18 protein-coding genes and 2 pseudogenes are annotated in these 19,566 nt (G+C 57.9%); 5 read left to right on the top strand and 15 right to left on the bottom strand.

Going from position 1 to position 19,566, the window contains the following annotated elements; all coding sequences use genetic code 11:
• Nucleotides 1-61: 61 nt before the first annotated feature.
• From NKH99_RS29040 to NKH99_RS29030, 3 genes are all read left to right on the top strand, one after another.
• Nucleotides 62-376, top strand: a complete 315-nt coding sequence (locus tag NKH99_RS29040) for a GYD domain-containing protein (RefSeq protein WP_353017171.1) — start codon at nt 62-64, stop codon at nt 374-376.
• 568 nt (nt 377-944) lie between these two features.
• On the top strand, nt 945-1,751 hold the full coding sequence (locus NKH99_RS29035; protein WP_353017168.1) for a PA3715 family protein: 807 nt from the start codon (nt 945-947) through the stop codon (nt 1,749-1,751).
• A 124-nt stretch (nt 1,752-1,875) separates the two neighbouring features.
• Nucleotides 1,876-2,424 (top strand): class I SAM-dependent methyltransferase, encoded by a 549-nt coding sequence (locus NKH99_RS29030; RefSeq protein WP_353017165.1) that lies wholly within the window; start codon nt 1,876-1,878, stop codon nt 2,422-2,424.
• Between the two features lie 303 nt (nt 2,425-2,727).
• Here NKH99_RS29030 and NKH99_RS29025 read toward each other — a convergent pair whose 3' ends face one another.
• Together NKH99_RS29025 and NKH99_RS29020 are read right to left on the bottom strand one after the other, a co-directional pair.
• Entirely contained in the window at nt 2,728-2,961 is a 234-nt protein-coding gene (locus NKH99_RS29025) for a DUF6429 family protein (protein WP_352502833.1), read from the bottom strand.
• Between the two features lie 164 nt (nt 2,962-3,125).
• Nucleotides 3,126-3,310, bottom strand: a pseudogene (locus NKH99_RS29020) (3'(2'),5'-bisphosphate nucleotidase CysQ); the annotation flags it as partial.
• Nucleotides 3,311-3,635: 325 nt separating this feature from the next.
• On the opposite strand from NKH99_RS29020, the gene NKH99_RS29015 reads away from it, so the two are divergent.
• Nucleotides 3,636-5,222 (top strand): adenylate/guanylate cyclase domain-containing protein, encoded by a 1,587-nt coding sequence (locus tag NKH99_RS29015; protein ID WP_353017162.1) that lies wholly within the window; start codon nt 3,636-3,638, stop codon nt 5,220-5,222.
• Here NKH99_RS29015 and NKH99_RS29010 read toward each other — a convergent pair.
• Together NKH99_RS29010 and NKH99_RS29005 are read right to left on the bottom strand one after the other, a co-directional pair.
• Nucleotides 5,219-5,368, bottom strand: coding sequence for a hypothetical protein (locus tag NKH99_RS29010; RefSeq protein WP_352821751.1), 150 nt, complete (start codon nt 5,366-5,368; stop codon nt 5,219-5,221). The genes NKH99_RS29015 and NKH99_RS29010 overlap by 4 nt on opposite strands.
• Nucleotides 5,368-5,613 carry a type II toxin-antitoxin system VapB family antitoxin gene (locus NKH99_RS29005; RefSeq protein WP_352616528.1) on the bottom strand — a complete coding sequence of 82 codons (246 nt, stop codon included), beginning with the start codon at nt 5,611-5,613 and terminating at the stop codon, nt 5,368-5,370. The genes NKH99_RS29010 and NKH99_RS29005 overlap by 1 nt, the downstream gene beginning before the upstream one ends.
• A 632-nt stretch (nt 5,614-6,245) precedes the next feature.
• On the opposite strand from NKH99_RS29005, the gene NKH99_RS29000 reads away from it, so the two are divergent.
• The gene (locus NKH99_RS29000) at nt 6,246-6,878 is read left to right on the top strand and encodes a class I SAM-dependent methyltransferase (protein WP_353017161.1); all 633 of its coding nucleotides are present in this window, start codon (nt 6,246-6,248) and stop codon (nt 6,876-6,878) included.
• A gap of 272 nt (nt 6,879-7,150) precedes the next feature.
• Here the strand turns inward: NKH99_RS29000 and cysQ are convergent, their stop codons facing one another.
• The 11 genes and pseudogenes from cysQ to NKH99_RS28945 all read right to left on the bottom strand — a co-directional run.
• Nucleotides 7,151-7,939 carry a 3'(2'),5'-bisphosphate nucleotidase CysQ gene (gene cysQ / locus NKH99_RS28995; protein WP_353017228.1) on the bottom strand — a complete coding sequence of 263 codons (789 nt, stop codon included), beginning with the start codon at nt 7,937-7,939 and terminating at the stop codon, nt 7,151-7,153.
• A 10-nt stretch (nt 7,940-7,949) separates the two neighbouring features.
• The gene (gene cysN, locus NKH99_RS28990; RefSeq protein WP_353017159.1) at nt 7,950-9,887 is read right to left on the bottom strand and encodes a sulfate adenylyltransferase subunit CysN; all 1,938 of its coding nucleotides are present in this window, start codon (nt 9,885-9,887) and stop codon (nt 7,950-7,952) included.
• A 2-nt stretch (nt 9,888-9,889) separates the two neighbouring features.
• Entirely contained in the window at nt 9,890-10,795 is a 906-nt protein-coding gene (gene cysD / locus NKH99_RS28985; RefSeq protein ID WP_353017157.1) for a sulfate adenylyltransferase subunit CysD, read from the bottom strand.
• A 460-nt stretch (nt 10,796-11,255) separates the two neighbouring features.
• Nucleotides 11,256-12,575 carry an O-antigen ligase family protein gene (locus NKH99_RS28980; RefSeq protein ID WP_353017153.1) on the bottom strand — a complete coding sequence of 440 codons (1,320 nt, stop codon included), beginning with the start codon at nt 12,573-12,575 and terminating at the stop codon, nt 11,256-11,258.
• Nucleotides 12,572-13,825, bottom strand: coding sequence for a tetratricopeptide repeat protein (locus tag NKH99_RS28975; RefSeq protein WP_353017151.1), 1,254 nt, complete (start codon nt 13,823-13,825; stop codon nt 12,572-12,574). Before NKH99_RS28975 ends, NKH99_RS28980 begins: the two co-directional genes overlap by 4 nt.
• Entirely contained in the window at nt 13,713-16,091 is a 2,379-nt protein-coding gene (locus NKH99_RS28970; protein WP_352737413.1) for a GumC family protein, read from the bottom strand. The genes NKH99_RS28975 and NKH99_RS28970 overlap by 113 nt, the downstream gene beginning before the upstream one ends.
• Before the next feature lie 46 nt (nt 16,092-16,137).
• Nucleotides 16,138-16,926 carry a polysaccharide biosynthesis/export family protein gene (locus NKH99_RS28965; RefSeq protein ID WP_353017148.1) on the bottom strand — a complete coding sequence of 263 codons (789 nt, stop codon included), beginning with the start codon at nt 16,924-16,926 and terminating at the stop codon, nt 16,138-16,140.
• On the bottom strand, nt 16,926-17,735 hold the full coding sequence (locus tag NKH99_RS28960; protein WP_353017146.1) for a tyrosine-protein phosphatase: 810 nt from the start codon (nt 17,733-17,735) through the stop codon (nt 16,926-16,928). Before NKH99_RS28960 ends, NKH99_RS28965 begins: the two co-directional genes overlap by 1 nt.
• Before the next feature lie 125 nt (nt 17,736-17,860).
• A complete protein-coding gene (locus tag NKH99_RS28955; protein ID WP_353017144.1) occupies nt 17,861-18,130 on the bottom strand; it encodes a hypothetical protein in 270 nt (89 codons plus the stop codon).
• A gap of 129 nt (nt 18,131-18,259) precedes the next feature.
• Nucleotides 18,260-18,739 (bottom strand): hypothetical protein, encoded by a 480-nt coding sequence (locus NKH99_RS28950; RefSeq protein ID WP_353017142.1) that lies wholly within the window; start codon nt 18,737-18,739, stop codon nt 18,260-18,262.
• A 214-nt stretch (nt 18,740-18,953) separates the two neighbouring features.
• Nucleotides 18,954-19,566: pseudogene (locus NKH99_RS28945) on the bottom strand (IS66 family transposase); the annotation flags it as partial.

Genomic DNA, 19,566 nt, shown 5'->3' with positions numbered 1-19,566 from the left:
ATTGCTCCGTGTTGGTCAAACGACCAATAACGAAACTCGTACAAGATCGGGAGGAATACCCATGAAAGTGAAAATCCTGGGAAACTGTCCGCCCCATGCCTACAAGGGATTGATGCAAAGTTCAGACCGAGAAGCTGCAATCAAGGCGGTTTTGGAAAGCGTTGGTAGCAAGGTATCCGGTATGATGTTTATTCGCGGCGCCTACGATATTGTCATCAATGCTGAGGTTTCGGACCAGGCCGATGGGATGGACCTAGCACTGGCGGTCCGAGCAAGCGGCTGGATAAACGAGCTAGTTGTCCTCGAAGAACTCGACATGAAGGCGCCGCTCGCAGCCGCCAAAAAGGCTGCCGGCGTTTACAAGCCCGTCGGCTGATTGGACAAACTGGCTGTACATTTGAAGGCAGCACGGTTCCGATTGAACGCGCCGTGCTGCCAAGTCTCAAGGAAAGACACGCTGCGGTTTCGGAAAGCCGAAGCAGGCGCGGCATTGGTTCTGCTTCAATACCGCGCCGACAGCGAACCCGCCCGGCTCAGGGGGTCAGAAACGGAGGTCATGCCGAGTTAATTTTGGAATGTACACCCTAAAAGGTGCGCTTAACGGATCGGCGAGGTCCGGTTTTGTAGATGTTTCTTGTCGGAGCGCTTCTTTTCTAATCGGAGCGCGACAAGGCAATCGAGATCACCTTGTCCGTATCTGTTTCAGGCAGCTCGAACAGCATTGGCAAGAATTGCCCGCTCGGGCGGCGTTCTTATGATCACCGTCCCTAAGCGAGCTCGGGCTTTGCGACTTTCCAGGATACCTATGGTCCTGACGCAGCGGGTGGAGCTAGCCGTCACTTCTCTACACCCTGTGCGCCGCCACCAATCTCGCGTAGAAGGGCCCTGGCCGAACCCGGCCCTGCGAGGCGAGAAACTCCATGCGAATAGTGTTGCCTCTCCTGTTGGTCGGCGCCGCCCTCGCCAGCCTGTCGCCCGCCAAGGCCGCGGCGGGCGATTGCGGCGATGCCGCCGCGCTGGTGCAGCAGGCCTATCCCAAGGCCCGAAAGAGCGCCGACGGCACCTCGTTCACGCTTGAACCTCATACCAGCATCACCTCAACGCTCCCGGAGAGCGAAGCGCCATTTGGTCTGATTTGCAAGATCTGGCCCGCCCATAACGACCTGCTGTTGGTCGCAGTGCCGCTGATTGACAGCGCGAACGGCGACCACCTGCATGTCGGCGATATCGAGCTTCTGGTCGTCGACAGGAATACGCTGCGTGTGCGCCAGCGCCTGCTCCAGCCCGGTCTGATGACCGACGACGCGATTGTCATCGAGAAGGTGGAATTCGACACCGGCCGTTATGCACTGGCCCCCAATGTCAGCGCATTCGGCCTGCGCATCGAAATGGCGCACCATTCGCTGACCGCTCCGTTCACTGAAACCGACCTGCGGCTCTACGCTCTCACCGGCGATACGCTACGCGTGTTGCTCGACGGCCTCGTGATGGCCGGCCATAGCGGCGATAGCGATGGTAGTTGCGCCGGATACTTTCATTCAAGCCAGGTCAGCCTGGCGATGAGCCCGGCGAGCCATCAGGGCTATCACGATATCACCGCGGTTGAGCGGACGAATACCGATAATCCGTCCCCCGATCAGAATGGCGAATGCCAGTCCCATCCTGGCAAGCCTGTGACGCGTACCTACCGGCTGCGCTATGACGGCAGCCGCTATGCGGTTCCCGCGGCACTCAAGGTGATGGGGTTGTGAGGCGGCCGCACACGTCCCTGCTTTGGTTCGTCAATGTCATCAATTCCAGTTGAACGGGTATCGACCGTTAATTCTCTCGTGGTAGGAGGCGCTCAAGGGGGCTCTTCTCAAAGGAGCTGATGATTTGTGGTGGTCAAGATTCAAAAGGGGTTTTGCCGGAACGTGGGACGACAGACTTGACGGGCTATTCTCCGCAAAGGTCGACTACGCCGGAAAATCCATTCTCGATGTTGGCTGCAATATGGGTGTTGTCGCCTATGAGATATCCAAGCTGAAACCCAGTTCGATTCATGGCATCGACATTGCCAAGCCGCACATCGAGACCGCAAAAATGTTATTGAGTGGCTCCCCGGTACATGCCCGGTTCGATCGCCTAAACCTCGGCAGCCGGCGCCTCGGCAATATCCTCCTACCGAAATACGATATCGTCCTGCTGCTGGCCGTCTATCAGCACATGCAGCGCAACATCGGCCCAGGCAAGGCGCGAAGGGTGCTTTCCAATATTGTGAGGCGCACCTCAAACATCGTTGCCCGCGTTCCGCCTGGAACGGATGGCGAATTCATCGAAACGCTCTCAGACGAGGGTTTCCAGGTCAAGAGCACTCACAGGTCGCCTCTTGGTAGTCATGTGCTGGTTCTTGAGAAACCTGCCTTTGGAAATCCGCAGCCATAGAGATTTCGCATCGTCAGTGGCAATCTGCCCCACTAACATCCCATGTGTCAGCAGCGGCGCCGACCCGCTGTTGGCTGCAACTCGGCCCGGAGCGCCCATTCCGCCGGGAGAAGCATCTCGCGGCTACGGTGTTCTCTGCCACTGCCTTATCAGACTGGATGCCCCCCGTTGGCCTAGGTGACGAAGACGAATTTGTCCGCCCGGCGAGAGCACTGCGCGTCCCGCCTGCGGTCAGCGCGCCGCCCTTATCGAAATTCAGCCATGTGCGCTATCAGCTCGCAGGCGCCCGTCCAGCGCTCTGCCTCAGGGCGCCGGGCGAGTGAACAGGGTTCGGAATAGCTCCTCAGCACGCCGCAATCCTTCATCTGTCAGAACGACCGACTTCGCCTTGTTTGCCGGATTCGCGATCAGCCCCTTCTCGTGCAAGCGATCCAGAGCATTCCAATCCAACCCCTTCCAGGCGCGCCCCCCTTCATGCAGCGTCAGCCAAAGCAGGCCCAGAACGGCATCGTCGATCTTGTCGGTGTCGATCTCCATACAAGCAGTTTAACACGCGAAAGCGCCGCTGCCACGATCCCCACCGGATGGTTACTCCCCGCCACGAGCGTTCGCCTGAAAACGAGTGCCTCACTCAGGCGTCGCATCCGCGACGTCGTCATTCGGGGCGACGAGCCGGGACGGATTGGAGTTCATTATGTTGCCTAAGCGGCCGTGGCAGCGTTGCCGCTGGCAATGAAATGCGAATTGGCGAAATCCTCGTCGTCGCTCTGGTTGCGCTTACCGCAGGCGAGCGGCGCACTATCCAGGTGCCCGTCATGCTGCCGGCAGCGCGCAGCACCGCGTCGCCCGCCGCGGTGTCCCATTCCATAGTGTGGCCGAAACGCGGACACGTTTTGCGGGACGCTTTTTTCCGACGCGCTCTCCGACCGCAGAAGTCTCAACCTTACTAGAGGTGAATTTTTGACCCCTGAGCGGTTATTGCGGAGCGCATTCCGCGCGACAACCGACTTTGCGACATCCCCTTCACTGATTCATTGCCCGTCCAGCGCCAGAATGCGAAATCCGCTGTGAGCGGTCGGGGCTTCGCAACAATCGCTCAAGGTCGTTCCGACATTGCAGGGCTGACGTGTTTCATCGAGCCAAGACTGACTCTGGTACCGTGCCGGGAATGAGCTATAGTTCACATACTAAGACGGCCGGGCGCTTGCACAATGGCTGGACTGGGTGAACAGATCGCGCGTCAGCAGCGCACCATGGGACCGCTCCTGGTGGCGGCAGTGGTCATCGGCCTTGTCGGTCTGCCCGTCGCAGCCTGGCTCGACCTCCGAGACCTGTCGGAACGGATGCTGCGCAGGCAAGCCAGCGAAATCAGCCGCATCATCGACGAAATGCGCGGATTTTACGGCAGCGACGTCGTGGGACGCGTGCTGCAAGCTAACGGCGCCGTGACTGCGACGCACAACTATCGGGACGTGCCAGGCGCGATCCCTATTCCAGCAACCCTCTCGATCGAACTGGGCAAGCGCATCAGCGCTCATGACGGCTCGGTCAAATATCGGTTCGTCTCGGATCTGCCTTTCAAAGGTCGTGCGCCCCACCAGCTCGATGCGTTCGAGCGCAATGCAATCCTGGCTTTGCGCGCCAACCCGAAGGAGCCGATCATCGAGGTCTCGGGTTCACTGTTTGACCGGCAGGTCCGCGCCGCGGCCCCTGTCATAATGGGACAAGTCTGCGTGACCTGCCATAACTCACACCCGGACAGCCCCAAGACGGACTGGAAGGTAGGGGATGTCCGAGGGATCCAGGAGATATCAGTCAATCAGCCTATCGCTGCGAACGTGCTGACCTTCAAGTATCTGCTCCTGTATTTCGGTTTCGCGGCGGCGGCGGGCCTGACGTTCATTCTCCTGCAGCGTCGGCAGTCCGCGTTGATTCAGGGCATCAACAAGGAGCTTTCGGAGGCAAACGACTTCCTGGCCGCGATTTCATTGAAGATCGCCAAATACCTTTCGCCTCAAATTTATAAAAGCATCTTCAGCGGCCAGAAGGACGTCACCATCGCGACCGAGCGCAAGAAGCTCACGATCTTTTTCTCCGACGTCAAGGATTTCACCGCGATCGTGGAACGGCTCCAGCCCGAGGACCTAACGCTTCTCCTCAACGAGTACTTCACCGAGATGTCGACGATCGCGCTCAAACACGGCGGCACCGTCGATAAGTTCATCGGCGACGCGCTTCTTGTGTTCTTCGGCGACCCCGAGACGCAAGGCGTTGAGGAAGACGCGAGAGCCTGCTTGCGCATGGCTGTCGAAATGCAGCGACGGCTGGAGCAGTTGAACAGGGTGTGGCATGACCGCGGAGTTGAACGGCCCTTCCGAGCTCGCATGGGCATCAACACGGGCTATTGCAATGTTGGGAACTTCGGTTCCGATGATCGGATGGACTACACGATCATTGGAGCCGAGGCGAACTTGGCGGCCCGGCTGCAGTCGATTGCCGAGCCCGGCGGCATCTGCCTCAGCTATGAGACTTACGCGCTCGTGCGCGACCTTGTCCGGGCGCGTCCATTGGCACCGATAGCCATGAAGGGGATCAGCCGGGAGGTTGTCCCCTACGAAGTCGAGGGCCTCCTGGGTGAACTCGCCCAGCGCCCTCAGGTCATCAGCGAGCATGCGACTGGTCTCGACTTGTTCCTCGATGTTGAGGCAATCGACGAGAACGGGGTGGAGCGGGCGAAGAAACGACTTTCGGAGGCGCTCCTGGCCTTAACCATCCGAAGCAAGCCCGCCGCACTTTAGGTTCTTGAACGTGATCCAATCTGGACCGTGGCCAGCCAAGTAAAGTCCGGTTCAACACCGTTCAGGCGCGCCGGGTCCCGGCCAGGAGTTCGCGCATCATCCTCGTTGGTCATCAGCGCCGTCAGGGCCGAGGCGTCGGTGAACATCAGTCATTCTCGTACAGGCTGTCGCGAAACGCCTTGTCGGCGGGCCTGCCGTGATCAGGCTTGCCCCGGGCTCGCAGATCACGGCAGAACCTGACGCCGATCTCTACGAGGGACGCTCTAGCCTGTTCGCGCTCAAGCTCGTGCTTGAGCGCGGCATGGACGGCCTCTGTCAGACCAGTCCTCTTAAGTGCGGCGAGCCGGCGGGCCAGTGCGTCGGTCTCGGGATTTTTGATGTGGAACGCCATCACTCGCTCGTAGAGCCGTTCAAGTCTATCGGTATACGGCACACCGTGTGAAGGTCCGGGGAGCGTCGACCGGAAGGGTCACCAACGGAATCGGCCACGCCAACCGACCGAGTTGGTGGCTGCGCCTCGCTTGCCGCAGGCTGGATGGGACCGTAACCCTGTTGTTTACAGACCCCGAGCATATGTGATCGGTAAGCGGCGTTTCCGGATACCTTTCGGGAGTGGCCGCGATCTGTGAGGTTGTCGATCCTGTATTGGGATTGGAGATCGGCTTGGGTCTGGACTTGACCGGGGCTCGACGAGTCGCTGGCTGAGATGGCCGGTCTGCTCGATATCACGGTCGATGCCATGACGGGGCGAATCTCCTGCTGCTCCGCTGACTCGACGTTATATCAGGGGGCGCTAATTATCGGTCCTCGGGTCAAAAACCTTAGAAGGCCGACATGCTGAAACCATCGTGGAACAACGCTCGAGGAAGCCGACTTCTATCTCTTTTTCGCAGCTATGCTGATCGTATCACAACGCGGCGGGTCACACGCAAACTTGATTCGTACGGAGATTGGCTGAGAGCCCTCACCCTGACACTCCTCCCGACGAGGAAGGCTCATCACTGCAATGCCTGCGATCGCGGTGTGGCGGCTTTTTACCGTTTCGGGCGATACACGCTTATTTGCCCGCTTTGTCATGCCCTGGATCGTGAGCGGTTTTTGATTTGTGCTCTAGACCGTAAGCTTCTCGGGCTTCCGGCGGGGCGGCTTAGAATTCTCCAGATTGCGCCGAGCGAGAAGGGGCTTTCAAAGAGACTATCTCAGGCGGGCAACCTCATTAAAGGCGATATCGAGCCCGGACGGTACGGCCCCGATACCGTGCAGGTTGACCTAATGAACATGAACGGCATCAGCGATCTCGATATTGTCGTCTTGTGTCATGTCATGGAGCACGTACCTGACGATCGGCATGCTTTTCGGCAAATTTGGTCATCCCTTAAGCCTCGAGGACAGGTCTGGATCCAAGTACCGCTTATCTATCGTCAAACGCTCGAAGCGCCGCCATCCATGTCACGGAGCGAGCGCGACGAGCGCTTCGGCGGATCAGATCACGTGCGAGCCTACGGACCCGATATCAAGGAACGTATCGAGGACGTGGGTTTTACGGTCGCTCGAATACATTCAGACCGTATACCTGCCGCCGATCGCGAGCGTCTTGGGCTTCTCCCCGATACTCTCTTTATCGCCGAACGGCCCGAGAAACACAATTCGGATTGAGCGCGCGAAGTTCCCGCCGCCATCCTTGGTGGCGATCATCGCTACTGTGGGCAAGCGCATCGCGGATCGCGTCACGCTGCACATTCCGACAGCCAATTTCCCTATTCGATCATCGATCCGAGAAGCTCTGATCGCGGCCAGCAGTTACTGTCACACCGTCGCACCTGCGCTTTCACACCGGTCTGGAACTGCGCTTACCGGAGGCGATAGGTCGTGCATCCGAAGAACGCCGGTCAGGTCTGACGCGGTCCTTTGGTTTGCGCAACCAAGGTCTATGGGGATTGAGCAGCCTTGCCGCTTGCAATAAAATGCGGGTTGGCGAAATCCTCGTCATCACTCTGGTTGCGCTTGCCGTAGGCGAGCGGCTCACCATCCAGCGTGCGCGTCATGCCGCCGGCAGCGCGTAGCACCGCGTCACCCGCGGCCGTATCCCACTCCATGGTGCGGCCGAAGCGCGGATAGACGTCCGCCTCGGCGCCGGCGACAAGGCAGAATTTCAGCGACGAGCCGACCGAGACGATCTCGGCGGCGCCAAGCGCGCGGATATAGGCATCGGTTTCCGGCGTGTTGTGGGAGCGGCTGGCAACGACGGTCAGCGGCACCATACCGGCCCTTGCCGAAATCGGCTGGCGATCGACGATCTCGTAGTCGTCATTGATCTCGATCGTTTCCGCTTTGCCCGGCCGGCCGGAAAAGAAGCGGCCGGTGCAAGGCGCGAAGACAACGCCGATCTCAGGCACGCCATGGCGAACCAGCGCGATGTTGACAGTGAAATCGGTCCGCCGGCTGACGAACTCCTTGGTGCCATCGAGCGGATCGATCAGGAAAAAGGCGTCGCCGAGATCCGGCGCCATGATGCCGGCAGAGGCTTCCTCCTCAGCCACGCATGGAATCTCTGGAAATGCGGCGCGCAGCCCGGCAAGGATGATCTTTTCGCTCTCGCGGTCAGCCTCCGTCACCGGTGAACTGTCCAACTTGCTGTCGACCGCACAGCCGGCACGAAAGACGCGCATCACCTCGCGCCCTGCCGCCAAGGCAAGGTGCTCGAAGACGGCGAGCATCGCTTCGTCGTCAGATACCGCCGCCGCTGTCATATTGGTCTTCGGCAATGTCCCGCTCGTTCAGCCAGTGTTCCAGGGCGTCCACCATCTCCTCGGCCGATCTGCCGAGGGTCTTGAGATGGATTTCAGGTTTTTCCGGCACCTCATAGGGTGAATCGACGCCGGTGAAATTCTTGATCTCGCCATTCAACGCCCGCGCATAGAGACCCTTCGGATCGCGCCTGGCGCATTCCTCGAAGGGGGTATCGACAAACACCTCGACGAATTCGCCGTCGGCCATCAATTCGCGCGCCATGCGCCGCTCGGCGCTGAACGGCGAGATGAACGACACGATGACGATCAGCCCGGCATCGGCCATCAGGCGTGCCACTTCGGCGACGCGGCGAATGTTTTCGACACGATCGGCGTCGGTGAAACCGAGATCGCGGTTGAGGCCGTGACGAACGTTGTCGCCATCCAGAATGTAGGTATGGCGCCCGGTGGCGAACAGCTTCTTTTCGAACAGATTGGCGATGGTCGACTTGCCCGAGCCCGAAAGCCCGGTGAACCAGAACACGGCCGGCCGCTGGTTCTTCATATCGGCACGCGCGCGCTTGCCGACATCGAGCGACTGCCAGTGGATGTTTTCGGCGCGGCGCAGCGAATGCAGGATCATGCCGGCGCCGACCGTGGCGTTGGTGATGCGGTCGATCAGGATGAAGGCGCCGGTGGTGCGGTTCTCGGCAAACGGATCGAAGGCGATCGGCGACCGCGTCGAAATATTGCAGATGCCGACTTCGTTCATTTCAAGCGACTTGGCTGCCTCATGGGCAAAGTCGTTGACGTTGACCCGGTATTTCAGGTCGGTGACGGTGGCGCTGGTCTGGTCGGTCTCGGTGCGCAGGATGTAGGAGCGGCCAGGCAGCAGCGCATGTTCGTCGAACCAGACGATGTTGGCGGCGAACTGGTCGGCGACCTGCGGCCGCGCCGCCGGCGACACCAACATATTGCCGCGCGAGACTTCCACCTCGTCGTCGAGGACAAGAGTGATAGCCTGGCCGGCGATAGCCTGCTGAAGGTCGCCGCCATGCGAGACGATGCGCCTGACACGGGAGGATTTGCCGGATTTCGCGACGACCACCTCGTCGCCCGGCGCAACCGATCCGGACGCTATGGTGCCGGCGAAGCCGCGGAAATCGAGATTGGGACGGTTCACATATTGGACAGGAAACCGGAACGGCAATTCGACCGCGGCCTCGTCGACCGAGACGGTTTCGAGATGTTCGATCAACGTCGGGCCGGAAAACCAGTCTGTCCTATCGGAACGGCCGGTAACGTTGTCGCCGTAGCGGGCCGACATCGGAATGGGCACGATCGTCTGGAAGCCGAGTTCACGTGAGAACTGTGCGTAATCGGCGACGATCCGTTCAAAAACCGCCTCGTCGAAGCCGACAAGATCGATCTTGTTGACGGCGAGCACGATGTGGCGGATGCCAAGCAGCGAGGCAATGATCGAATGCCGCCTGGTCTGACGCAGTACCCCCTGGCGGGCATCGATCAGCACGATGGCGAGATCGGCGGTCGATGCACCCGTCGCCATGTTACGCGTGTATTGTTCGTGGCCGGGCGTGTCGGCGACAATGAACTTGCGCTTTGGCGTTGCGAAGAAGCGATAGGCGACGTCGATGGTGATGCCTTGCTCGCGCTCGGCCTCGAGGCCGTCGACCAGCAGCGCGAAGTCGACGTCGTCGCCGGTGGTGCCGTGCTTGCGCGAATCGCGCTCGAGCGTGGCCAGCTGGTCCTCGAAAATCTGCTTGGTGTCGGAAAGCAAGCGCCCGATCAGCGTCGACTTACCGTCGTCGACCGAGCCGCAGGTCAGGAAGCGCAGCAGCGACTTTCGTTCCTGCGCCGCCAGATAGTCGCGGACGCCGTCGGTCGGGGCGAGACTCTTGGCCATGATATGGCGCATACTCAGAAATACCCCTCGCGCTTCTTCTTTTCCATCGAGCCGGCTTCATCACGGTCGATCAGGCGACCTTGCCGCTCGGAAGTGCGCGCCGTGAGCATTTCGCCGACTATCGCCTCCAGAGTGTCGGCCTCCGAGTCGATCGCGCCGGTCAAAGGATAACAGCCGAGTGTGCGGAACCGCACCATCCGGTTCTCCACTGCTTCGCCGGGCCGCAGCTGCATGCGCTCATCATCCCGCAGGATAAGCATGCCATCGCGCTCGACGACCGGCCGCTCCTTGGCCAGATACAGGGGCACGATCGGAATGTCTTCCTGGAGAATGTACTGCCAGATGTCGAGCTCGGTCCAGTTCGACAACGGGAACACCCTGATCGATTCACCGGCAGCGATGCGGGTGTTGAAAATCTTCCACATCTCCGGCCGCTGGTTCTTCGGATCCCAGACATGCTGGGCGTTGCGGAACGAGAAGATGCGCTCCTTGGCGCGCGACTTCTCCTCGTCGCGCCGCGCGCCGCCGAAGGCAGCGTCAAACCCGTATTTGTCGAGCGCCTGCCGCAGGGCAACCGTCTTCATTACATGGGTGTGGGTATTGGAGCCGTGGTCGAACGGATTGATGTTGTCACGCACGCCGTCTTCATTGACATGGACCAGGAGGTCGAAACCGAGCTTTTGCTGCATCTGGTCGCGAAAGGCGATCATTTCACGGAATTTCCAGGTCGTGTCGACATGGAGAAAGGGAAAGGGTGGCTTGGCCGGATAGAACGCCTTCATCGCCAGGTGCATGAGCACGGACGAATCCTTGCCAACCGAATAGAGCATGACCGGCTTGGCAAAGGCTGCGGCCACCTCGCGAAAGATATGGATGGATTCAGCCTCAAGCCGCTGAAGGTGCGTAAGCGCGATGGTCATGGACTGTGAGCGTTCTTTCGTGCCATTCACAGAAGGGCTGTAACGGGCGCGATCTTCAGCCGCGGGGTTCAAGCTGCACTTCTGGACAATCTATTCTCGTGCGGGCCTTCTAGCAGATCGTTCCTGCCCAGAACAATGCAAGACAAGCCAGCGGCCGAGTGGTTCGGGAATGAATTTTCCACCCAGAAGGCTAATTCGGGAAATTCCTGCTCAGCAACGGATGCCGCTTGGGAGGAGCCGGAAATATTGGCTAAAGGGTCGCGTTCGATCGGCCTCATGCGACGCGCTTTAGGTTCTTGTTTTTGTGCATGTCGTTATCGCAAAATCGCAAAACTGCTGCACACTTTTGCGCGACATGGATTAGGCTTGGGAGGGTGAGAGGCAGAAGCCGGCGGTCAGGGTGATCGCCTGACAATCGTCCGCCTCATTCAGCCGACAGCCAGCAGCGGCGACGAGGTGGCTAAGACGAAGATCCGATGGGAACAAGTAGCTTGTCACCGTTGTGATCGATCTCGATCATCTCGCTCTTCCGGCCCAAGCGTTCGGCAAATCCTTTGTGAAAAATGATGGCGTTCATATAGGCAAAGGTCATCGCCAGCGCCCCGGTTCGCAGCGGATAATCGACCAACGAATGAATGAGAAGAAAAGACACCGAGAGGAATGCCGCCTTCTGAAAGGGGTCACGGCGAACCCTGGCCAGTGCAGCGAAAAGCAGTACGAAATAACCTATCATCAGCAGGACTGCCGGAACTCCACCTTCGAAGGCTATTTCCAGATATTCGTTGTGGGCATGATTAACATAGTTCCGAAAAATCATGCCCTCTCTTTCGTATAGCTGATACGCTTTCTGGAAATTACCAAATCCGACACCCATCGCCCAATTGTCCTCGATCCCTTCGATCGTCGTTCGGGCGAATTCTCCCCGCCCGAACGCAGGATCGATCACGTCCGAATCGATCTTCGTCCACGCGCCTATCGTGTAGACCGTAAGCCCTATGAAAATCAGCAGGATGGTAAGTCCACTCGCCCTGGAACGGGCCGAAAGAAAGACGACGGACAATATGGTTATTGCCAACCCAATCAAAACACCGGCCCGTGAACCGGCGGCCAAAAGCAGCAGCAAAAGCGCGATCAAGCCGACCGAACCCGACAAAAGACGCCCGCGGAACAGGCCATAGTAGACGACAAACGGAATAGACACAAAAAGCAACGCCGAAAAGTGATTCACGTTAGCAAAAAGCCCGGCGTTAATTGTGAAAGGCAATAGACCCACAATAGCGATATTGTCGGAGAGCGAATATTGAATCGAGCCGGCCAGACCATTGCAGATAACACCCATGAAGAAAAATGGTAGGAGAGCGCTGACCTGCTCGGAGCGCAAACGCAATATGCTCAGAAAAAATGCGGCTGATGCCAACAGAAAGAACAGACACTCCAGCGTCCGGCCGACTCCTACACTGACGAAGCGAAACCGGGGAGTTCCAATCAGCCGGTCATCTCCGAGTAAAAGTTCCGGCCGAAAGCCGTCGAATATGGCTGCCGGGAGTGGCACAATCTGAAGAACAATCAACGCCGCTACGAAGATGATCAGCCATAGAACGGAACGTGGGATCCTTTGGCCGGAGCTTTGAGAAAAGACCGCTGCCGCCGAGATAATCACTACAACCTGGATCAGAGTATCCGTGTAAAGGCCGCTTGCGGTACCGCCGCCGATCAGCAGGCACATGAACAAAACCGACCCAAGGAGATATTTATCCCATTCCGGCGGCCGATCGCTCAAGACGGATTTCTCTCGATGCTCAATTTGTGCATTACCAACGTACCGACATAGCGAAATCGCCAGCTCTCAGCAATGGCCGAGGTCTCCAGTCTCAACAATTGCATTCGACATGTGTCCGAACCGATTGAAAACTCCTCGCTCATGGTCTGCCGATTGAATGTTCCCTCGGGAATATTGAAGCGCGCGATTTCACCGGCTGGACATCTAAGAGACCAGAACAGTTCCTTCGGAAGCTTGAGGTTTCGTGCAGAGGCAATCAGGGAAATTTTGTAGGATCCGGGAGGCAGCTCAATATACTGCTGAAGAGCCGAATTCTTCACCGGCGTGTTCAGGAACCGGACCATCGCGCCGCCCTCGCCCTCTACCGCATTTTGGGATGTCGCAAACGTCACCTCTAGGCCCGACTGGTCGCGTACCTGCCAATCAAACGGCCTGTCTCTGGATATCGGTTCGAACGTGCTGTTAAAAATATATCCGCCTGACTTACGCTCCTGTTCAGACAGGGTGAAAAGAAACAGCCGATACGCTTGTTCATATTCCCTCTGGCGAATGTAACCATTGATCACGATGGATAGTTCACTCGGTTTCGGCGGCGCGGTTGATTCATTCAAATCGAGCAGCAGCCGGTTTGCGTAATTCAGGCCCTTGGGGTCATTGGCAAGAGCCCCGAAGAGGCTAGGCCTCCAGGGCGTCTCCGTCCTGATTGCTGCCAGCATGGTGTTGTATCCGTCGGGATTCGAAAGAATCGCCGGCAGGCCCTCGGCGATCGCCGGAAATTGGTCCGGCCATCGGCGCAGCAATACGTCAATCTCGCCAACGGCCTTTGACAAATCACCTGTCTCGGTCGAGTGGCCAATAGACCTCTGGAGCGCATGGATTTCTGTTTTGGATAACTTACGAGCCTGGTCGAACAGCTCGTAGGCCTCGTCTGTCTCGCCTTGGCGGTATTTGATCTCACCGACTAAGCTATAGAGGCGTGCGTCTGCGAGGTTGAAACGGAGCGCGTCCCTAGCCTTGGCAAGCAAGGCCTCGAGGTCGGGAGCGTTATTCGTATCGTTCAGATCATCGGTGATTACGCTTATCAGAGCCTCGGCGTTGAGCGGATCCAGCGCAAGAGAAACGGCCGGAGTTTCCGTCTCAAGTAACCGACTTAGCCCGATCGAGGAAGCCGCCAACACTAGAACGGATGCGACGAACCAAACGCTTGAACGCCGGAGATTTTGCATACGCGGGCTGGTCTGCTCCATCATCCACTTTGCCCTCGATCTTCGCTGTGTTTGCGCCATAGTCGTAATATTGATAATTCATGTACTTGTACGCGTAGTTGTAGTCGAACTTGTTGACCGCGAATTTTGACATCGCGGCTCCAACAACGTTGGCACCAGCGGCTCGCATGCGCTTCAACGCCGCCTTCGCCGACTTGCGTGTCACCTGATTGGTGGAGATGACCATCAATGTACCCTCGGCAAGCCGGCTGAGGATGGGCGCATCCGAGAGGCCAACGATCGGCGGCGCATCGATGATGACAAGATCGAAGCGCTTGCCGAGATTGGTTATGATCAGAGCCATCTTGGGAGACGAGAGCAGATCCGCGGGATTTGGAGGAATCGTTCCAGAAGTCAAAACGGTGACGTTGGGATATTTTGTTGCCCTGAAGATGCTCGCCAGATCCTCCTTCCGGACGGTATTTGTCAGCAGATTGCTCAGTCCGATCGTATTGTCGAGACCAAACAGGCGATGAAGATTCGGTTTCCGAAGGTCCCCGTCGACGATGAGAACTCTTGCACCAAGTGCTGCAAAGTCCTGCCCGAGCTTGAACGAGGTGGTCGACTTGCCCTCCGAGGGCTCAGAGCTTGTAACCAGCAGTGAGCGCGGTGCTCCTTCGGCACCGGAGAATTGCAACGACGTTCGAAGCGAGCGGTAGGCCTCCGAGAGACCGGATTTCTGATCAGTGATGCTGGCTATGAGTTCGCGGTCATCAACGAGCGGCAAGATGCCGAGCATCGGTAGCCCGAGTTCCTTCTCGATCTGCTCAGGATTGGTGAAGGTGTTGTTCAACAACTCCAAGATGTAAATAATCAATGCAGCCAAGGCAAGGAAAAGAAACAGCGCGATAGCAAGGTTTATGCTGAGACGTGGGGAGTAAGGGCGATCAGGAAGCGCTGCAAAATCAACAATGGCTGCGCTCTGTGTCTTCAATTCTGAGCTAACACCCACTTCGTTCAGCTTGGCAATAAGACTGTCATATTGAGATCGGTTGGAATCAACCTCACGCTTCAAGATCGTATATTTGATATTCTTATCATTGAACACGACCTGCTGCTTTTCCATTTCAGCAAGCTTGCTCTTGAGGTCGGCCTCCTTGTTCTGCGCCTCCTGATATTTTAGGCGTAGTGAATCCGTAATGGCAAGCACGCCGTTGTTGTAGAGTCGTTGCAACTCCTTGATCTGTGACTGAAGCTGCTGCATTTCGGGAAAACCGGGCTTGAGAATGCCCAGCTTCTGCTGGTACTGGCTAGTCAAATCCGCTAGCTTCTCACTGAGATTCTGCAGGCCTTCGCTTTCCAGAACCGGCGCGAGGCTCGAGCCGCGGCCTTTGTCTATCTGGTCCACGATACGTCCGGCATCGAGACGATCCTGGATCGCTGTCGCAAGCGCGGTATTCAGCGCCTCGATGTTTGATCCTATCAGCGATTTGTCATCGCCGGTTATCGTGATGCCGGCATCCTTCGCATACGCGACCAGCTCCTCTTCGGATTTCTGAAGCTTTTGCTTTACCTGCAAAACCTGTTCCTGGATGAATTGCCTTGCCAGGTCCGAGGTCTCGCTGGTTTGGTCGAGGCGTTGATCAATAAAGCTTTGTGCAACCTGATTGGCTACGTCGCTTGCATATTTCGGATTCTGATCAACAAAGGTGATCGATAGCAGGCTCGTGTTGGTGACCAGATTGACCGTGAGGTCGTCTAGAATGCGCTTTATCGCAATTTCCTCGCGTTCTTCCGGCGTCTTCTGTTCAATGGAGGGTGACTTGGAGATTCCGAAGGCACGATAGAAGATATTGGAGAGCGAAAAGTTCGCCGTAGGGAAGAGGAAGTCCGGTTTTTCGCTCAGACCCAATTGGAACACAACGCGCTGTGCCAATGCGCGGCTTTTGAGCTTTTCACGCGCGGTGAGAAAGGCCCGCACATCCGCATTTTCAGAAACGACCTCGATGTCCTGGAAGACTTTGGCGGAAGGCACCAGCACTTCCAATTGCGTTGTTGCCTGGTATTTCGGCGTCTGCATCATCGTAACAATGAGGCCTGCCACAAGCCCGGCTGCCACCATCATGACGAACAGCCACCTATACTGGACTACGTAGAAGAACAGCTTGAGCGGATTGAAGCCCAGTTCCTGCTCCGAATATTCGCGACCGTAAGGGCTGTAATTTTGCCCACCGTCATAATAGAGGTCGGCGGACAGAGCCTGGCCAGCTCCTGGACCTGCAATTTGATGCTGCCTGTTGCGATCGAGCATGGTGCGAGGTGTTCCTAGATTCGACTACATTCTGACCGGCTGCGACCTATAATCCCGGGACAACGGCAATTCGGGCGGCATTGGAGGCTATGCCAAGTGCGTCCTTGAGATTGTTCACGGCAATCTTCGATTTTGAGGCAAAGACGACGACCTTGTCACCACCGTAGATCCGCGGGTTACGTGCCTTGCCGGCACGAATTGCCTCCACGTTGTAATTTGCGACCAAGGTATTCTGGCCGATATTGCGATAGACGAAGACCTTGCTTGCGTCTCCAACCGGGCTGAAATTTCCCGCCAGAGCGATCGCGTCCAGAAGCGAGGAATTACTCGTTACCGGAAAGATACCGGCCCTGTTGACTTCGCCATCGACGGTTATGCGCTGCCCAATCGACTCCTTGACGAAAACCGTCACATCGGGTGACTGCAGGTAGTTGGCGCCGTACGCCGTCTCGATCTCTTGCTCCAACTGACGAACGGTTTTGCCTGCCGCGGTAATGGTTCCGATAAGCGGAAGCGATATCTGGCCGCCGGAGTCGACTTGAACTGTTCGGCTCAAATTGTCGACCTGGAATACATTCACTTCGAGCACATCGTTCGGAGATAAAGGCTGCTCGGCCCCATTCTGCGTGTTTTGTGGCGGCGGCAGGTCCTTCACCACGCTCAGAGCGCCACCGCCCGAAAGTTGCGTCGATGAGGACGTCAATTGCAGCGCATCGACCGAGCTCGAGGAGGAAGATGTCGTCGACGAAGTACTCGTGCATGCCGACATTGCAAGTGAAGCGAGCAAGACGAGTCTCGTGTTTATGTGGCTTTTTGCGAAACGAAAAATGGCCATTATGCTGTCCCGCTCTTGAATAGGCGGCCCAATCCTCCAAAACGGCCGGCGTTGCCGGCGGCTGGCTTTTTCGGACGCGCTTGTCCGACTGGCTCAATGGGCCGGTTCGCCAATATTTCGCCTGGTCGTTTCAACACCATGTTGCGGGCCTCGTCTTCCCCACATCGCTTGGCAGCAGCAGCAACCGCCTGCGAAAGCCCAGGACGCCGGCGCGTAGCGCTATGAGTATCCGATGCGATAATGTCCACCCTGCCCTCGTCAATCAGCTTTTCCGAATAATAAAGCGCCGTGCGCCCAAAAGCACCAACAATCGAGTCTGCGGTAAGCTGGATGAGGCAGCCCACTGCATTCAGCCTCTCGATAACGTCGTAATTCGTTTTGATCCAGGTCAAACGCTCAGGATGAGTAAGAATCGGAATAAAACCGGTGTTTATGAGGCGCAGAGCAAGATCCTCCATTCGTGGAGGTAGAACATGATGCGGCGGTTCGAACAGAAAATAGCGGGATCTGTTTAAAGTCGGCACACTGCCGGCCGCCAATCGGTCCGGAAGATCCGGCGCTATGTGAACATCGGCGCCGACGTAAAGAGCAAGTGGTATGGCGGCGCGGCGCAGCGCCTGGTGCAACTCTTGAACCGCCCGGAGGATATTCGATGTTCCGTTTTCGTATACGCCCGGCGTCACGTGCGGCGTGCACGCCATGTGGGTCGTGCCGTCGGCTACCGCCAGTCGAGCCATTTCCAGCGATTCGGCAAGGCTGGGCGAGCCGTCGTCGAGGCCGGGCAAGATATGGGAATGCAGATCAATCATTGGCGTTTGTGACTGCAACGAAACACCGTAGCGATGTTATCCGAAAAAACACAAATGCGTCACCCGCGAGACAGCGAACGACGCATTTGCCAAGCTCATCAAATGCTATGAATGCCGGGTTCCAGCTACTGGCTGACAGAGTTGTCATCGTGCAGGCCGATGACCAGCGCCGTGCCGCCGATAACAGCGCCGCCCAATAGAGTTGGCGCACGGCCAAACCTGACGCCCAACGCGTCCAGCGCTATGCAAATGCCGCCTTCCCCAGGATTGACTTTGACCGTCGCCGGAATGTCGAGCCTGCAATTCGCGCCGAAGCCGAAGATCGCGATCCAGTCACAGCGCCGAGATGGAAGCGCTCCAGCCCTCATCCCGACATATCCGCCAGCCTCAGACATCCGCACGTCCCCTTGGGGTCGACCGGTTTGGCAACCGCCGACCTGCGGGTCAGGGCAGTTCTATCACCAACAACGCCAACGCAGCAGAAGCGCCGTGTGCCTCTGCTGCCGAGCTCCGTTATCGTTAACTCAGTCGCTAACTCCGTGATCTTTGTCCGCCGTCGCAGCCAGAACACCGGCCCCAAGAGCCATGCCACCAAATATAAAGAGCGGCGTGTTGTTGGAAACACCGGTGGAATTCCCGGTTTGGGCGGTGTGCTCAGAACCCAGAACATTGAGGCAAATCTTGTTCTCAACACGGGAGATATCGAGGGTCGAATTCGCCGGGACGCTCAGATTGCAGCCACCGACATTAACCGAAGCCGATCCCCTGGCGCCAACCACGACGCGGCTGCCGAAATCGAGATCACCGCCCGCTTGCGCCGGGCCGTAGCCAGCTACCTGGGACACCATTACGCTGCCATTGACGTTCCCGATCGATCCAATAGGATTTACGCCCGTATAGGCAGTTGCACAGGTGCACGACCCATCCTGCGCGAAAGACGACACCGGGGTGAAGCCGGCCAACACAAGAACTCCAGCCAACGCACTTTTCAAAACTAGGTTCATCCGCATCAATCCTTCTGTCCCACATTACCTGAGGCCCACCCAACCACCAAGGTACTCATCAGCGCGTAACAGCTTTCTGCGCCAATTCCAACCCGTTTCGCAGATGCGAGATAATTTTTGGTTTCGGTGTGGTTGATTGAACACACCATTAGAGCATCGAAATGTATCATCTTTACTGCCGGCCGCAATAGAGTAAGCGGGCAGCTGAGGCCGTTCAGCGCTGGTAATTCCATGGCACGAGGGCGTCGATATCGCCGTTTTGGCCAGCCATTGGCAACGCGCTCGAGGGTCAGGGTGAGCCAGGCGTGCGGATCGACCTGATTCATCTTGGCGGTGGTCAGCAGGGTGGCGACGGTGGCCCATGTCCGTCCGCCGCCGTCGCTGCCCGCGAAGAGGCTGGCGCGCTCGACGGTGTTGGAGTCGATTTCGATCCGGCCATCGGTGAGGAGGCCCTCGAGCGCGGCACGCCGGCCGAGTGCATAGTGGATCGCCTCGGCCGGCTTCGATTTTCCTGACAGCTTGGGCAGCTCCTTTTCCCACAGCGCAAAGAGAGCGGCAACGATGGCGACGGATTTCTCCTGACGCGCAGTTATCCGTAGTGCCGGGTCCTGGCCGCGTACGGCCTCCTCGGCGGCCCACAGTGGGGCCATCTGCGCCACCGTCTGCGAGGCGATAACGGAGGAGCCTGCGGCATGCAGTTCGTAGAACTTGCGCCGCACGTGCGACCAGCACGCCGCCAGCGTCACGCCGTCATTGCCCCGATCGGATCGGGCCAGCCGGTTATAGGCGGCGTATCCGTCGACTTGCAGGATGCCGCGATAGCCGTC

Origin of the sequence: Mesorhizobium sp. M0854 (assembly GCF_040319815.1) — a bacterium.
Classification (GTDB): Bacteria; Pseudomonadota; Alphaproteobacteria; order Rhizobiales; family Rhizobiaceae; genus Mesorhizobium.
Note: the sequence above shows the minus strand (reverse complement) of the source record. Positions and strands in the feature narration are given on the sequence as shown.

Coding starts and splice junctions, on each gene's coding strand:
- cysN (WP_353017159.1), bottom strand. CDS start 9,887: ATGCGCCATATCATGGCCAAGAGTCTCGCCCCGACCGACGGCGTCCGC.
- NKH99_RS28960 (WP_353017146.1), bottom strand. CDS start 17,735: ATGATTGATCTGCATTCCCATATCTTGCCCGGCCTCGACGACGGCTCG.
- NKH99_RS28970 (WP_352737413.1), bottom strand. CDS start 16,091: ATGCTCGATCGCAACAGGCAGCATCAAATTGCAGGTCCAGGAGCTGGC.
- NKH99_RS29025 (WP_352502833.1), bottom strand. CDS start 2,961: ATGGAGATCGACACCGACAAGATCGACGATGCCGTTCTGGGCCTGCTT.
- NKH99_RS29010 (WP_352821751.1), bottom strand. CDS start 5,368: ATGTTCACCGACGCCTCGGCCCTGACGGCGCTGATGACCAACGAGGAT.
- NKH99_RS29015 (WP_353017162.1), top strand. CDS start 3,636: ATGGCTGGACTGGGTGAACAGATCGCGCGTCAGCAGCGCACCATGGGA.
- NKH99_RS28975 (WP_353017151.1), bottom strand. CDS start 13,825: ATGATGGAGCAGACCAGCCCGCGTATGCAAAATCTCCGGCGTTCAAGC.
- NKH99_RS28950 (WP_353017142.1), bottom strand. CDS start 18,739: ATGAACCTAGTTTTGAAAAGTGCGTTGGCTGGAGTTCTTGTGTTGGCC.
- NKH99_RS29005 (WP_352616528.1), bottom strand. CDS start 5,613: ATGGCGTTCCACATCAAAAATCCCGAGACCGACGCACTGGCCCGCCGG.
- NKH99_RS28965 (WP_353017148.1), bottom strand. CDS start 16,926: ATGGCCATTTTTCGTTTCGCAAAAAGCCACATAAACACGAGACTCGTC.
- cysQ (WP_353017228.1), bottom strand. CDS start 7,939: ATGCTCGCCGTCTTCGAGCACCTTGCCTTGGCGGCAGGGCGCGAGGTG.
- NKH99_RS28955 (WP_353017144.1), bottom strand. CDS start 18,130: ATGTCTGAGGCTGGCGGATATGTCGGGATGAGGGCTGGAGCGCTTCCA.
- cysD (WP_353017157.1), bottom strand. CDS start 10,795: ATGACCATCGCGCTTACGCACCTTCAGCGGCTTGAGGCTGAATCCATC.
- NKH99_RS29040 (WP_353017171.1), top strand. CDS start 62: ATGAAAGTGAAAATCCTGGGAAACTGTCCGCCCCATGCCTACAAGGGA.